Origin of the sequence: Flavobacterium sp., from assembly GCF_044341265.1 — a bacterium.
Taxonomy (GTDB): domain Bacteria; phylum Bacteroidota; class Bacteroidia; order Flavobacteriales; family Flavobacteriaceae; genus Flavobacterium.
Genome location: NZ_JBIISA010000001.1, coordinates 199,194 through 213,227, shown reverse-complemented (window position 1 = coordinate 213,227; position 14,034 = coordinate 199,194). Strand labels below are relative to the sequence as shown.

15 protein-coding genes are annotated in these 14,034 nt (G+C 30.9%); 2 read left to right on the top strand and 13 right to left on the bottom strand.

Translation table 11 applies throughout. From position 1 onward, the window contains the following. Positions 1 to 39 precede the first annotated feature (39 nt). The gene (locus ACIQ06_RS00940; protein ID WP_396143078.1) at positions 40 to 864 is read left to right on the top strand and encodes a mechanosensitive ion channel family protein; all 825 of its coding nucleotides are present in this window, start codon (positions 40 to 42) and stop codon (positions 862 to 864) included. On the opposite strand, the gene tsaB is transcribed toward ACIQ06_RS00940, so the two are convergent. From tsaB to ACIQ06_RS00925, 3 genes are all read right to left on the bottom strand, one after another. Beyond that, complete coding sequence (tsaB, locus tag ACIQ06_RS00935; protein ID WP_396143076.1) at positions 857 to 1,525, bottom strand: tRNA (adenosine(37)-N6)-threonylcarbamoyltransferase complex dimerization subunit type 1 TsaB; 669 nt, start codon at positions 1,523 to 1,525, stop codon at positions 857 to 859. The genes ACIQ06_RS00940 and tsaB overlap by 8 nt on opposite strands. A 23-nt stretch (positions 1,526 to 1,548) precedes the next feature. Beyond that, complete coding sequence (locus tag ACIQ06_RS00930; protein WP_396143074.1) at positions 1,549 to 2,844, bottom strand: efflux RND transporter periplasmic adaptor subunit; 1,296 nt, start codon at positions 2,842 to 2,844, stop codon at positions 1,549 to 1,551. 117 nt (positions 2,845 to 2,961) lie between these two features. Then, positions 2,962 to 4,293, bottom strand: a complete 1,332-nt coding sequence (locus tag ACIQ06_RS00925) for a TolC family protein (protein WP_396143072.1) — start codon at positions 4,291 to 4,293, stop codon at positions 2,962 to 2,964. 140 nt (positions 4,294 to 4,433) lie between these two features. On the opposite strand from ACIQ06_RS00925, the gene ACIQ06_RS00920 reads away from it, so the two are divergent. Then, a complete protein-coding gene (locus ACIQ06_RS00920) occupies positions 4,434 to 5,825 on the top strand; it encodes a DUF4403 family protein (RefSeq protein ID WP_396143070.1) in 1,392 nt (463 codons plus the stop codon). 3 nt (positions 5,826 to 5,828) lie between these two features. Here the strand turns inward: ACIQ06_RS00920 and ACIQ06_RS00915 are convergent, their stop codons facing one another. The 10 genes from ACIQ06_RS00915 to deoC all read right to left on the bottom strand — a co-directional run bounded on the left by ACIQ06_RS00915 (position 5,829) and on the right by deoC (position 13,953). Further along, the gene (locus ACIQ06_RS00915) at positions 5,829 to 6,113 is read right to left on the bottom strand and encodes a hypothetical protein (RefSeq protein ID WP_396143067.1); all 285 of its coding nucleotides are present in this window, start codon (positions 6,111 to 6,113) and stop codon (positions 5,829 to 5,831) included. Further along, positions 6,103 to 6,642: a DUF420 domain-containing protein gene (locus ACIQ06_RS00910; RefSeq protein ID WP_396143065.1), complete on the bottom strand. Its 540-nt coding sequence runs from the start codon at positions 6,640 to 6,642 to the stop codon at positions 6,103 to 6,105. Before ACIQ06_RS00910 ends, ACIQ06_RS00915 begins: the two co-directional genes overlap by 11 nt. Before the next feature lie 2 nt (positions 6,643 to 6,644). Then, the gene (locus tag ACIQ06_RS00905) at positions 6,645 to 7,325 is read right to left on the bottom strand and encodes an SCO family protein (RefSeq protein ID WP_396143063.1); all 681 of its coding nucleotides are present in this window, start codon (positions 7,323 to 7,325) and stop codon (positions 6,645 to 6,647) included. A 5-nt stretch (positions 7,326 to 7,330) separates the two neighbouring features. Continuing rightward, positions 7,331 to 7,987, bottom strand: coding sequence for a hypothetical protein (locus ACIQ06_RS00900; protein ID WP_396143061.1), 657 nt, complete (start codon positions 7,985 to 7,987; stop codon positions 7,331 to 7,333). Positions 7,988 to 8,063: 76 nt separating this feature from the next. Continuing rightward, positions 8,064 to 8,414 (bottom strand): cytochrome C oxidase subunit IV family protein, encoded by a 351-nt coding sequence (locus tag ACIQ06_RS00895; RefSeq protein WP_396143059.1) that lies wholly within the window; start codon positions 8,412 to 8,414, stop codon positions 8,064 to 8,066. A gap of 20 nt (positions 8,415 to 8,434) precedes the next feature. Next, positions 8,435 to 9,469: a cytochrome c oxidase subunit 3 gene (locus ACIQ06_RS00890; protein WP_396143056.1), complete on the bottom strand. Its 1,035-nt coding sequence runs from the start codon at positions 9,467 to 9,469 to the stop codon at positions 8,435 to 8,437. 42 nt (positions 9,470 to 9,511) lie between these two features. After that, a complete protein-coding gene (locus tag ACIQ06_RS00885; RefSeq protein ID WP_396143054.1) occupies positions 9,512 to 10,090 on the bottom strand; it encodes a heme-copper oxidase subunit III in 579 nt (192 codons plus the stop codon). A 2-nt stretch (positions 10,091 to 10,092) separates the two neighbouring features. Next, positions 10,093 to 10,995: a heme o synthase gene (gene cyoE / locus ACIQ06_RS00880; RefSeq protein ID WP_396143052.1), complete on the bottom strand. Its 903-nt coding sequence runs from the start codon at positions 10,993 to 10,995 to the stop codon at positions 10,093 to 10,095. A gap of 89 nt (positions 10,996 to 11,084) precedes the next feature. Further along, on the bottom strand, positions 11,085 to 13,193 hold the full coding sequence (locus ACIQ06_RS00875) for a gliding motility protein RemB (protein WP_396143050.1): 2,109 nt from the start codon (positions 13,191 to 13,193) through the stop codon (positions 11,085 to 11,087). 16 nt (positions 13,194 to 13,209) lie between these two features. After that, positions 13,210 to 13,953 carry a deoxyribose-phosphate aldolase gene (gene deoC, locus ACIQ06_RS00870; protein WP_396143048.1) on the bottom strand — a complete coding sequence of 248 codons (744 nt, stop codon included), beginning with the start codon at positions 13,951 to 13,953 and terminating at the stop codon, positions 13,210 to 13,212. Between the last annotated feature and the right edge of the window lie 81 nt (positions 13,954 to 14,034).

The window sequence follows — 14,034 nt, the reverse complement described above, 5'->3', positions numbered from 1 at the left end:
AAAAATTTAAATCACACTTTTTAGTGTGATTTTTTTATTATGGAAAAAACACTTCACATCAACAGTTTAGAAGAATACACAAAGCAATTTTTTGATGTATTAATTAGTTATTCGCCAAAGTTAATTTCAGCATTCATCATTCTTTTTGTTGGAATTTATGTTATTCGATTTATTAATCGATTGGTTAAAAAATTAATGGCTCAACGTGAATTAGATCCTACACTTACAAAGTTTTTAGCCGATATTCTAAATTGGGTATTACGAGTTTTGTTATTTGTAACTTTCATTTCAAAACTTGGAATAGAAACTTCGTCGTTTGTAGCTATTTTAGGAGCTGCAGGTTTGGCTGTTGGTCTTTCACTTCAAGGTTCTTTATCTAATTTTGCTGGTGGAATGTTGATTATTCTTTTCAAACCATTTAGAGTTGGAGATACTATCGAAGCACAAGGTGTAATTGGAACTGTTACAGAAATTCAAATATTTGTAACTAAACTTATTTCAGCTAACAATCAAACCATTTATATTCCAAATGGGATTTTATCGAATGGAATTATTACAAACTTTTCTGTTGAAGGAATGAGACGTGTAGATTTGGTATTTTCTCTTTCTTATGAAACCAACATCAAAGAAGCTAAAGAAGTTGTCTTAGAAGTAATGAAAAGCCATTCTAAAGTTTTGAAAAATCCAGAACCTATAGTTGTTGTAAAAGATTTGTCTGATAGCGCCATTCACTTAGCAATTCGTCCTTGGTCTAAAAACGAAGATTTTGGTGAAGTTTCCTCAGATATTTTGGAAAACTGTAAAGCAGCTTTTGATAAAAAAGGAATAATAATCCAACCTTTTGTAAGAGAAAATTCTAAGTAGATTTGGTTTGTAACATGAAATCTTTCAAATAATAAGGTTCGAAATAAGCTACATCTTCAAAAGAATTATCTAAAAATTTTCTGTAAGAAATAGCACTCATTTCCTGAGCTGAAGGATAAAAAATAGTATCAACAAAATTAAAATTAGATTTTGATAATATCTTTTTTGCTTTTTCATTACTATCACCAACAAAATAAACAGCATCATCAATATCAGAAAAACTAGAATCGGTAAGAATTTCAGCTTGAACTTCTCTAATCATTTCTTTTTTTACATTAAAAATGGCGCTATAAACTTCCATTCTTCGTGCATCAATCATCGGAATAATAATACCTTTTTCTATTTGCAATTGATTTGCTAAAACCGTCAAAGTATCAACTGAAATCAATGGTATTTCTAGTGCATAACATAATCCTTTTGCAGCAGAAACGCCAATTCGTAATCCTGTATACGAACCAGGTCCTTGGCTTACTGCAACAGCACTTAAATCAGAAAATGTTATTCCAGCTTCCTTTATAATCTCTTCAATAAATAGGTGTAATTTTTCTGCATGAGAAAAGCCTTGTTCAGCCATTTCCTTGCATAAAATAGTTTCGCCATTTTTAGCTAAAGCCACAGAACAGTTTTTAGTAGCCGTTTCAATATTAAGAATGTAACCCATTTAAAAGATAATCTTTTTAAGTTCTATTTTTTTGCTTCTTCTTTCTTAGCAGTGATTTTAACTTTATCTCCAGAATTTAGATTTTTAGAAACAGTAACATAAGGACCAACTATCACTTCATCACCTTTTTGAAGTCCAGAGATGATTTCAATGTTAGTATCATCTTGGACTCCTGTTTTTACCACTCTTATTTTTGCTTTATCGCCTACTTTTACAAAAACACATTCTAGTTTTTTGTCTGATTTAGCTTTAACTTTATTATCCTCTTCTCCATCTTCAACTTCAAACTTTTTAGTTGCCGTTGTATCCGATTTTATAACTACAGAGCTAATTGGCACACCAATAACTTTTTCTTTTCTTGTAGTAATAATATCAACAGTAGCTGTCATTCCTGGTCTAAAAGGCGAATAAGTATCTGGTTTTCCTTCAATTAAATCTAAATATGATTCTTTTAAAATTCTAACTTTAACTTTAAAATTTGTTACTTGATCGGCTGTTGTAGTTGAACTAGCAGAGTTAGAAATACTTGTAACAATTCCTTTAAACTCTTTTTTCAAATACGCATCAACTTGAATATTAGTTTCGTCTCCTATGTTGATTTTAACGATATCATTTTCGTTTACATCAACTTCAACCTCCATATTATTTAAGTTGGCTACTCTTAAAATTTCTGTTCCTGTCATTTGTTGGGTTCCTAAAACTCTTTCACCCAATTCTACATTCAACATTGAAATTGTTCCATCAGCTGGAGCATAAATTGTAGTTCTTCCTAAGTTGTCTTTTGCTTCTTTTACAGTTGCATTGGCACTTTGAACGTTATAATATGCCGATTGTTTACTAGCTTTTGCCACTTCAAATGAAGCAATAGCTTTATCCCAATCTGAACGAGAAATAATTCCTTTTTCGTACAACGATTTGTTTCTATCATAATTGGCTTGAGCTTCTTTGAAAGAGGCATCGGCTTGACTTAATCCGGCTTTAGTTCCTGAATAATTTGATACAGAACGATTCAAACCAGAAGTATATAAATCAGGATTAATTTTTACTAATAAATCACCTTTTTTAACCACTTGACCTTCTTTTACAGGCAAAGCAATAATTTCTCCTGAAACTTCAGAAGATATTTTTACTTCAATTTCTGGCTGAATTTTTCCAGTTGCAGATACTGTTTCTATAATAGTTATTTCGTCAACTTTGGCAGTTTCAACTTCTGTAGAATTATCTCTATCACCAAAAACTCCTGCTTTTGATAAAGCGATTAATAAAACTACTAATCCTAAAATAACTCCAGTTATTATGTAAATTTTCTTTTTTGACATGATTTTATTTATTTTTTATATACGTATTATTTCTTGCATGAATACTTAAAGTTATGAATTCAATAATTAAACCAATTGAAAACGCTTTAATAAATTCAAATAGCAATATTATTCACTTTATTTATTTTCAATAATTGGAATTCCAAAATAAAACTCTAAAACCTTAGTTTTAAAAACATAATCATATTTTGTCCTTAAAACTTCTGATTGTGCATTTTCAAAAGCTATGGTAGATTGTGAAAAATCGAAAGCATTCATTAAACCAACATTATATCGTTCTTTAGAAAAATTAAAAGCTTGTTTTCTTGCTTCAAGTGATTTTTGAGCTGCTTCAAACGATTTACCGGCATTAACTACATCATTATATGCTTGATATACATTGCGCTCTAAATCTAATTCTGCTTGTTTTAATTGAAATTCTGTACGCTCTTGATTAATTTTAGCTCGCTTCACTCTTCCTTTTGTAGCAAAACCATTAAATATTGGCACATTTAATTGAGCTCCAACTGCAGTACCATCAAATAATGATAATTGATCTATAAAATTAAAAAACGGATTTTCAGACCAACGAGTGTTGTATCCTATAAATCCTGATAGGGTTGGCAAGTAGGAACTTTTTGAAATTGCAACATCCTTTTTAGCTATTTCAACATTAGAAGTTGCAATTTTAATGTCTTTAACAGACTCTTTTGCTTTGGCTAAAATACTCTCTTGGGTTTCATTTATTATGCTAGAAACAGGAACATCAACTGGAACATCAGACACATCAAAAGTGCTATATTCTTCAATTAATAATGTTTGACATAATGCAATCTTTGAAATAAGCAACGTATTTTCTGTTCCTATAATTTGTTGTTGTTGTGTTGCGTCTGTAGCTTGCAATTCATAAATATCGCCAGCTGGTAATGACCCTGCATCAATTAATTTTTGAGTACGAATAATATTTTCTTTAGTGATACTATTTTGATTTTTTTGAACCTTCAATTGTTCTTTATTGAACAGAATTTGTAAGTAAGAATTTGCTATAGATAAAGCAATATCATCTTTCATTTTGTCTAAACGATACGAATTTGCAATTTTATTTAATTTTGAACGCTGTAACGTTTTCCAATTTACTAATCCATTAAATAAATTTACACTTGAATTTAGTCCTGCAGAAAAAGATTGAAAAGTTTCATTTTGAAATTGGTTTGTAACCGGATTAATACTTGCACCAGTATTTACACTAAAGCTTGCATTACCGTTTAAAGTTGGTAAAAAGTTTCCAACTGCTTCCATTTTTTCAACATCAGATATTTTCAGATCCAATTCAGATTGCTTTATACTGATATTGTTTTTTAATGCATAATCAACACATTCTTTGAGTGTCCATTTTTTTGATTGAGCTTGGGATGAAAATCCGAAAACTAGAGCAAAAAGGAAAATTATTTTAAAACCTACGTTTTTCATGTTTATTTTAATCAATAGTTAAAATACAATAATGCAAATTTAAGCGTTTTATCATCAAAACAATTAAATTAACATTTTCTTATCTGACGTTAAATTACTTTTTTTGTTACATTCACACCCAAATTAATTTTGATTTAAAAATGAAAAACTGTTTTCTTGTATTAATTTCGCTTATTCTACTTTCTGCTTTATTTAGTTGTTCGTCAACAAATAATATAGCTACTATAAAACCAGAACCCTCTCAAAATACTCCAATGGCATACAAAACAACAACTTCATTCGTAAGCATGCCCATGGAAGTTTCATTAAAAGAAATCGAAAACCAATTAAATAAAGCCTTAACTGGATTGATTTATGAAGATAATAATCTTGATGATGACAAAACGGAAATGAAAATTTGGAAAACAGGCACCATAAAATTAATTGAAAAAGACGGAAAAATACAATCTGTTTTGCCTTTGAAAATTTGGTCAAAAATAAAATATGGAACGGAGTTCATGGGACTAAACGACACAAGAGAAATTGATTTAAACGGAACCATAACTTTACTTAGTACAGCCAAATTATCAAATTGGAAAATGAATACTAGCTCTGTTATTGAAGATTTTGAATGGAGTGAAAGCCCAACGATATTAGTTGCTGGAAAAAAAGTTCCGATAACTTATATAATCAATCCTACTTTGTCTATTTTCAAATCGAAAGTAGCCAAAAAAATTGATGATGCTATTGAAAAATCTTGTGATTTCAAACCTTATGTTTTAAATGTCTTAGAGACTTTGGGTACACCTTTTAAAACAAGTGAACAATATGAAACCTGGTTTAAAATGAATCCAATTGAAGTTTATGTTACTGATGCACAATTGCAAAAAAATAAAATAAAAATGAACTTAGGATTGAAATGTACCATGCTAACAATGGTTGGACAAGAACCAAAAAATGTTTTTGATAAAGAATCTGTTACTTTCAAACCGGTTGCTACTGTTCCTGACAAAACAACAGCTACTGTAGCGGCAATTTCTACCTATGAAAGTGCTTCTCGAATAATAACTAAAAATTTTCAAGGAAAAGAATTTGCTTCTGGAAGTAGAAAAATAACGGTTCAAAAAGTTGATTTATGGTCAAAAGATGGCAAAATGATTATTGCTCTTGACATGACTGGAAGCATCAATGGATCAATTTATCTTTCTGGAATTCCAAATTATAATTCAGTTACAAAAGAAATTTATTTTGAACAAATGGATTATGTTTTAAACACAAAAGGTCTTTTGACAAAAACAGCTAATTGGCTGTTGCAAGGCGTAATTTTGAGAAAAATTCAAGAAAACTGCCGCTATTCTATTAAAGAAAATTTAGATGAAGGCAAAAAAAGTTTGTTGCCTTACTTGAGCAATTATTCGCCAATGAAAGGTGTATTCGTAAACGGAACTTTGAACGATTTTGAATTTGAAAAAGTAGAATTGACCAACGAAGCTATAATTGCATTTATAACTACATCTGGCAAATTGAACATCAAAATTGATGGAATGGAATAAAAACTATTGAGTTTTCTTTTTCGTATACATTCTATAAACCACTAATCCAACGATACCAACCAACACGTACGGAATTACCATTAAGTAAACAATTCCGTCATTTACGGCTTCGGCTTTCATAGTATTTCCTTCGCTCTCTAATGATGCTCTACACATGGCACATTGTGCTTGTGTATTTAAAGAAAAGAGAATGAAAAATAATCCGTAGACAAGAACATTTCTTAAAGATTTTTGTCTGCAATTCACTCTATTCTCTATTTTCTTTATTCTATTTTCTTTAATTAACATAGTATGGAGAAATCATAAGGTAAACTACAACGCCAGTAACAGCAACATATAACCATAACGGAAACGTAATTCTTGCTAGCTTTTTATGTCTATCAAATTGTTGTGATAAAGCTCTAACGTAAGTAAACAAAACCAAAGGAATTATAATTACAGAAAGTGCAATATGAGTTAGTAGAATAAAAAAGTAAACGTATCTGATAATACCTTCTCCACCAAACTTAGTTGATTCTGAAGTCATGTGATAAGCAACATACATTACTAAAAAGATTACAGAACATGCAATTGCAGTAGTCATTAATTTTTCGTGTAACGAACGATTACCATTTTTTATAGCTCTTACTGCTAAAATCAATAAAATAGCCGTAATACCATTAATTGACGCGTAAATTGGCGGTAAGAAAGAAAGTGGCTCCACATTGATTCCAAAATCTTTCAATTTAACCGAAAATAGTATTGCTACTACTATTGGAATCAGTATTGAAACAATTATGATTGGTGTTCTAAATTTTTTTTCTATTGTGTTATCCATGATTATTCTTCTAATAATAATTTAATGTCTTCTTTAATTTCTTTTACTCCTTTGGCTTCAAGTCCATCATAATATAGAATTGGATTTCCTTGATTATCTTTTCTGCATCTTATTTTACCATTTTTATCTACAAGTGCAAAAAGTCCGGAATGTTCAAAACCACCATTCACTTTTTTATTTTCTGCAGCGTATAGATTGAACCCTTTATTTGCCAAACTTAAAATATATTCTTTATCACCTGTTAGAAAATGCCAGTTTGGTGAAGTGATGCCGAGTTGATTTGCATGTTCCTTTAAAACTTCGACAGTGTCATTTTCCGGATTTATAGTAATTGAGGCTACTCCAAAGTTGGTCTCTTTAGAAAATTCCTTTTGAATATCCTTCATGTTTTTGTTCATAATAGGACAAATTGAAGGACACGTTGAAAAGAAAAACTCAATTACATAAACTTTACCTAAATAACTTTTGTCTGATATTTTGGCGTTATTTTGATCTGTTAATTCAAACTTAGGAACTGGCCCTATTTTTATTAAACCATCTTCTTTTACAATTTCATTTGAGAGACTCATTCTGTCGTTTTTTATAACAGAGCCATCTTTAATGCGATCGATTATTTTTGGTATAAAGATAATCCCAAATACTAAAATAATAAATGAAATTCCGATGTAAGATTTATTTTTCATGCCTATTATATTTTTCTTGAAGCGTTATGATTTCTTTTTAAAGCTAAGCGATACTCTGCCAAAATGATTTTAACATCATCGATCATTTGGTTGTATAATTCTGAAACCAGAACTGTATTATAGCCTTCTTTATATTCTGGCTTACCTTTTTTATCTTGACCTTTTCTACCTCTAAGATTTCTTTTTTTATCTACAATGTAAACATTTGGTGTTCCAAGATTATCATCTAATTTACCTACTAATTGTAGTTTATTATAGAATGTTTGTATTTGCTGTGGCGAACCAAAAACAAAGTTCCATCCAGCTTGAGTTCCAAGTTTACTTATATCGTTTTTTAATGCTTTAACTTGCTCTTGAGTTCCATCTGGAAAAATCATTACCATTTGAAAATCTTTAAAATCTTTATTTCTAGTATAAATCTTTTCGTATAAATTAAAAAAGCTTCCTTTTCGTTTTTCAACATCAGTACCAATAAAGCCTAATATTGTAATTTTATTGGTAAGAGCAACAGGTTTATCATCTAAAGTTTTCCAAGTATTTATATCTGGAATATTCTTAGTAATAGTAGGAAGATTAACAAAACTATTAACTCCTGATGCAAAAAAGAGATAAGTAACTAGTGGAAGAACGAACAATACAAACAGAACAATTTTCTTTTTCATTTTTTTTCATAATTTGAATATACAAAAATAAAAAAAAGGTACGCAATGCGTACCTTTTTATTGAATTAATATAATGTTAAAAATTCCACTTAATTGTAGCATTTTTAAATACCTCAAAAACATAGTTTCCTTCTGTAAGCAAAATAAAAACTAAATATATAATTAAGAAAATTACAGTCCATACAACAGATCTTCTCAATGCAGGAGTTTCACCTTCCATGTGCATGAAAGCCCAAACAATGTAATATGCTTTGAATATTGTTAAAATAATGAATATCCAATTTAAAAGGTTCATCCCTAAAAAATTGGTCAAATGAAGTGATTCTGGCTTAATAATACCCAAAACAACCTCAACTATTGTTACTGCAGAAAGAAGGAAAAATACATTCCAAATTCTTTTTGTATTAGAAACGTGCTCGTGTGACATAATATATAATTTCTAAAAAATTAAACTAAATAGAAGAATGTAAATACGAAAACCCAAACTAAATCGACAAAGTGCCAGTAAAGTCCAACTTTTTCAACCATTTCATATGTTCTTCTTTTCTCATAAGTTCCTAATAGAACATTAATGAAAATAATGATATTGATAATTACTCCTGAAAATACGTGGAAACCGTGGAAACCAGTAATAAAGAAGAAGAAATCAGCAAATAACTTACTTCCATATTCATTGTGCTGCAAGTTAGCACCTTCAACTACCAATGTTGCATCGGCTAGTCTTCTTTCAGATTCGGCTCTTGAAAGAATAAATTTATGTTTTTCTTTATTTAATGATTTATCTTCATTCAACCCTTCAGCTGTTTTTAAAGTTTCAGCACTATTAATTACTTCAGTTCTAACCAATAAGTCTGGACGAGCTTTAAAGCCTTCTAAAACTTCATTTACAGAATAAGTAGACAAAGTTCCTTCTTCCATAAACCATTTTCCTTTACCTCTTGTAAGCTGTTCTCTTTCTTCAGGTAATACAACTGCGAAATCAGCTAAAGCGACACGCTTTCCTTTACTATCGACAAACTGCAGAATGCTTCCGCCTTTTGTTTCAACAGCACCATATTCTCCATGAATGAAATTTTTCCATTCCCAAGCTTGTGAACCAACGAAGATTAAACCTCCAATGATTGTTAAAAACATGTAGAAAGCTACTTTTCCTTGTTTCATTTGGTGACCAGCATCAACTGCTAGCACCATAGTTACAGAAGAAAAGATAAGAATAAAAGTCATCAATGCCACATAATACATTGGAGCAGAAACCCCATGCATAAATGGAAAGTGTGTAAACACTTCATCGGCTAAAGGCCAAGTTTCAATGAATTTAAATCTAGAAAAACCGTAAGCAGCCAAAAAACCAGAAAAGGTTAATGCATCTGAAACGATGAAAAACCACATCATTAATTTTCCGTAACTTGCTCCTAATGGCTCATTATTTCCGCCATCCCATGATTTCCCTACAGTATTTGCAGTAGTAACTGTCGATCCCATAAAAAGTTGTTGTTAAAAAGTTCCCAAATTTACATATTTTTCTTATTTAAAGAAATATAAAAACAAAAATAAATAAATCCACAAGAAATCAAGAAAGTGCCAATACATTGCACCTAGCTCAATACCAAGAAATTGGGACGAATTGTACTTTTGTTTAAAATGATTATAAATTATAATTAATAATGAAATTAACCCTCCAGCTAAGTGAGCCATGTGCACATAAACCAAAACATATAAGAAAGAAATGGTAATCGAGCCCGATCCTCCAACTGGATATAAATGATTTTGAAATAACTGTGCAAAACCTTCAAATTGGAAATAAATAAATCCCAATCCCAAGGCAAGAGTTGCTAACAAAAATAATGTCGTTGCGCTTCTATCATCTTTCTTAATTGATTTCTTTGCTAAGTGAATGGTTACACTACAAAGAAGAATAATTGCAGTACTTATAAAAAAAGCGGTTGGCATTTGAAAATCTTTAAGCCAATCTGGTCTCGATTTACTTACAACCATTGCACTGGTTAAACCTGCAAACATCATCACCATACTTATCATCGCAAAAATCAACAAGAGCTTGTATGACCTTGCTGTGCGTTCTTTATGTTCTTCAGTTGTCATCATAACTATCTTAAAAATTTATCTGTTATATATATTATTTGCAATAAAGTAATGTAAGAAACACTTACTAACATTAATACTCTAGCTGCTTTTGGTGTTCTTTGTTTGTATAATTTGAAAGCATAGATAAGCATCCATAAACCTAATAGAAAAACCAAAACTGCTGCAATTGGACTAATAAAAAATTGCCCTGTAAACCCCAAACAAGGTAAAAGTGATGCTACTATTAGCCAAAATGTGTACAATATAATTTGTGTCGCTGTTTTAGTATCTCTTTGTCCTGTAGGCAACATAAAAAAACCTGCTTTTTCATAATCTTCATACAAAAACCAACCTATTGCCCAAAAATGAGGAAACTGCCAAAAAAACTGAATCATGAATAGTGTTCCAGCTTCTATTCCGAAATTTCCTGTTGCAGCAACCCATCCTAACATGAAAGGAATTGCTCCTGGAATTGCTCCTACAAAAACCGATAATGGTGTAACCGTTTTTAATGGTGTGTAAGCACTAGTATATAAAAATATTGAAATCGCTCCAAACATTGCTGTTTTTGGATTGATCAAATAGAGTAAAACTAATCCTGTTATTGTTAACAAACTTGCTACAAACAGAGCAACATTTGGTGACATTCTTCCTGCAGGAACTGGACGATTCTTAGTTCTATCCATTAATGCATCTAAATCTTTTTCTATCACTTGATTGAATGCGTTTGAAGCTCCAACCATGCAATATCCACCGATAATCAACATTATCAAAGTTGTCCAACTAAACGGATGACTTTCGTCAAATCCTAACAAATAGCCAGCAATTGAAGAAAACAAAACACTTATTGCTAAACCAGCCTTGGTGATTTCTTTAAAATCTCTAAAGATTGCTTTGAGCGAAAGTGTATTAGTTGTAGAATTCAATGGAATTGAAAAATTGATTTTTTAATGGTGCAAAAGTAGTTTATCAAAAAGGATTTGACAAAAAACAAACCATAAAATTATTTAAAATTCTAATAATCGAAATACCAATTAAAAATATCGCATCTCAAACCAAGAGAAAACCATGTAGTACTTTGATTTTTCAAAACATCGGTTTCTAGTGTTGGGCTAAAATTTCTGTAAATAATACTTCCAAAAGCTTTCAAATTTGTGGCTGGGTTAATCAAATAACCAGCTTGTAAATCGGCTATTACAATATTCGTTTTATTTCCTTGTCCAACAGTAACTCCATTGTCAAAAGGTCTATTATCATTATAACTTAGATAAATATTTCCACCGTAATTTTTAGTAGCATCAAAATCAAAACCTCTTACACCCATTGTTAATTTGGCATCAGCAAAATATCTTCCTTTGTGGTATCTTGCAATTGCAATTAATTCTTTAGCATTCCCACCCCATTGATGTCCAAGACTTTGGTTGCTATTTCCATAATTTGTTAACGCATTGCTATGTGAATAAACGTAAGGTCTAATATGATTGTACTCCACTTGCACCAACAGATTTTCTATATTAAACGCATTGAAATATTTTACTCCAATTTGGTAGGCAAATTTGTTTTTCCAACTTTTATTAGCATCTTTCACTTCATTAAATGAGAATTCATCAATTAGAAACTGTCCATAGAAATTAATTTGATTGTTCCATTTGTACTTAGTTGTTAAACCAAGTAAAGCATTTCCGCTTCTTGAAGATGATGCAAACTCAACTGCTCTATAAAAGATAATTGGATTTACGAAACTCATGTCAAATCCTCTATCGTTTTGTTTAGACCAAACTACCGATTCGAAAAAACCTAAATTGAATCTTTTAGTAACATTCCAACTTAAATAATGGTTTGCAACAAACTTTGTTGCATAAGTTCCATCAACTGTGGCATCATTTCTAACATCTTTCATCCACATATAATTGTTGGTATATTTAATTTTCCAGAATGTAGTGTTTATTTTAAAATAAGGAACAGGACTTACTCCATCTGTTAAAAATAAGGAACGATATCCATCACCTAAAAAATTTCTTCCATAACCCAATTGTAAATCAATAAACTTATTTGGTGCGAAAGTTAAATTTGCCTCGGCCATAGGAAAATCGAAAGCATCTGATTTAAATTCTTTTGCGATTCCTACACCTGGAATTATTGCCGGATTTCCTCCTGATGGTTTTATCGAAACTGCATAATTATTAAAATAATCAGCAAAACGACCTTGACTTTCGAAAATGGTTGTGGTAAAATTCAATTGACTTCCCAAACCACCTCGCACTTGAATTCCACGAGTATTTACATAAGTATAATCTGCAACACTTGGGTCGCTTTTACCCATTTGCAAATCGAAAATAGGATTCATAGTAAACCAATAATCATCTCCTTGAATGGCAACTGTATTTTCATTCCAAATCTTTTTTCCCCACCATGAAGTTTTGTTCTTCATTAGCTTTTGATTTTCTGCTTCTAAATTGTAATATTTTGAAACTTCAGCATAAGTATATGGTTTGGATGCCGTATGATTATTACTACCTACTTGATTCATCGCCGGATCAAATTGCGCATAAAAACTATGCGACAACGGAATACTTAAATGACTTTGAAACTGAGGATTATTGAATTTTTTATAGACAATACTATCAAATTCTGTTAATTCTTTATTTTTATCTTTTGGCGAGTAAATAGTCGTTGGCTTGCTAGCCTCAATCTCTTTCTCCTTTTCTGCTTGAATTTCAGCAGCACTTTGAAGTGGAATTGCTATTTTGATTGTATACTTTGCATAAGTTGCCTTTCCGTTATACGTTGGCGGACTCACTTTTGGCATAGCCGCAAAAACTCGTTTACTTTCTTTTACTAAATCTTCATCTATGGCATCAACGTATTGTACTTTGAAAGTTCCTTTATCGTCAACCTCAAACAACACAATGATACTTCCTTTGTAGTTGTTGTCTTTTAACTTAGTAGGTACTTGAAAATTATTGTAAACAAAATTTTGCACTTCAGTATTGAAACAATTTTCAAGTTCTTTAGCTTGTAATTTCTCGCAGTTTGGAAAAATTGGCATTTGTTCACTTCCTTTTTGAGCAGTAACCAATAATGCATTTAATAGTAAAAAAGCTATCGTTATTTTATTAAACATCCTATTTGAATATAATTTAGTAATCGCTGTTTGTTGTTTGTCCGTTGGCAATGGCCTTGGCAGAAGACGTTCCTATTCTCTTAACTCCAAGATTAATCATTTCTACTGCTTCATCGTATGTTCTAACGCCACCTGCAGCTTTTATAGAGAGAGGCGAACCATTTTCTAGCATCATTATTATGGTTGGTACAGTAGCGCCATTTGGCAAACCATTTTCTGTTTTGTAAAAACCTGTTGATGATTTTACATAAACCGAATGATAACATTCTTCTTTAAAATTAGACATCACAACTTTCTTAATCAAAGAAGAAATTTGGATAATTTGGTCATTACTTAATGCCGCAACTTCAATAATCCATTTTACTATTTTGTGATGTTCCAATCCAAGTTTAGTGCCCTCTAGAACTTCTTTTTTTACTACATCAATCTCACCTCTTTTGAACGCTTCATAGTTGCATACAAAATCTAAATCGTCTGCACCATCTTCAATAGCTTTTTTGGCTTCTGTAAGTTTATCTTCCAATGAATAAGTTCCTTCATGAAAACCAATTACAGTTCCTATTGTAACCATTGAATTAGCCTTACTAATCATTTTTCTAGCCATAGCTACCATATCAGGACGAATCATGATAAGTTTAAAGCCTTCATCTATAGCTTCTTGGATAAATCCTTGAACTACTTTGGTGTTTTCTTCAACAGAAAGTCCAGCTTGCTCGGGTGTTTTTAGATAAGTAGAATCTAAATAGTTCTTGATGTTCATTTTCTTGATTATTAGAAACGATAAAGGTACAAAAAATCTGTATCTAATTTATTTGTAGCGAAAATAGAAAATAATGAAGTA

Coding starts and splice junctions, on each gene's coding strand:
- ACIQ06_RS00940 (WP_396143078.1), top strand. CDS start 40: ATGGAAAAAACACTTCACATCAACAGTTTAGAAGAATACACAAAGCAA.
- tsaB (WP_396143076.1), bottom strand. CDS start 1,525: ATGGGTTACATTCTTAATATTGAAACGGCTACTAAAAACTGTTCTGTG.
- ACIQ06_RS00930 (WP_396143074.1), bottom strand. CDS start 2,844: ATGTCAAAAAAGAAAATTTACATAATAACTGGAGTTATTTTAGGATTA.
- ACIQ06_RS00925 (WP_396143072.1), bottom strand. CDS start 4,293: ATGAAAAACGTAGGTTTTAAAATAATTTTCCTTTTTGCTCTAGTTTTC.
- ACIQ06_RS00920 (WP_396143070.1), top strand. CDS start 4,434: ATGAAAAACTGTTTTCTTGTATTAATTTCGCTTATTCTACTTTCTGCT.
- ACIQ06_RS00915 (WP_396143067.1), bottom strand. CDS start 6,113: ATGTTAATTAAAGAAAATAGAATAAAGAAAATAGAGAATAGAGTGAAT.
- ACIQ06_RS00910 (WP_396143065.1), bottom strand. CDS start 6,642: ATGGATAACACAATAGAAAAAAAATTTAGAACACCAATCATAATTGTT.
- ACIQ06_RS00905 (WP_396143063.1), bottom strand. CDS start 7,325: ATGAAAAATAAATCTTACATCGGAATTTCATTTATTATTTTAGTATTT.
- ACIQ06_RS00900 (WP_396143061.1), bottom strand. CDS start 7,987: ATGAAAAAGAAAATTGTTCTGTTTGTATTGTTCGTTCTTCCACTAGTT.
- ACIQ06_RS00895 (WP_396143059.1), bottom strand. CDS start 8,414: ATGTCACACGAGCACGTTTCTAATACAAAAAGAATTTGGAATGTATTT.
- ACIQ06_RS00890 (WP_396143056.1), bottom strand. CDS start 9,469: ATGGGATCGACAGTTACTACTGCAAATACTGTAGGGAAATCATGGGAT.
- ACIQ06_RS00885 (WP_396143054.1), bottom strand. CDS start 10,090: ATGATGACAACTGAAGAACATAAAGAACGCACAGCAAGGTCATACAAG.
- ACIQ06_RS00875 (WP_396143050.1), bottom strand. CDS start 13,193: ATGTTTAATAAAATAACGATAGCTTTTTTACTATTAAATGCATTATTG.
- deoC (WP_396143048.1), bottom strand. CDS start 13,953: ATGAACATCAAGAACTATTTAGATTCTACTTATCTAAAAACACCCGAG.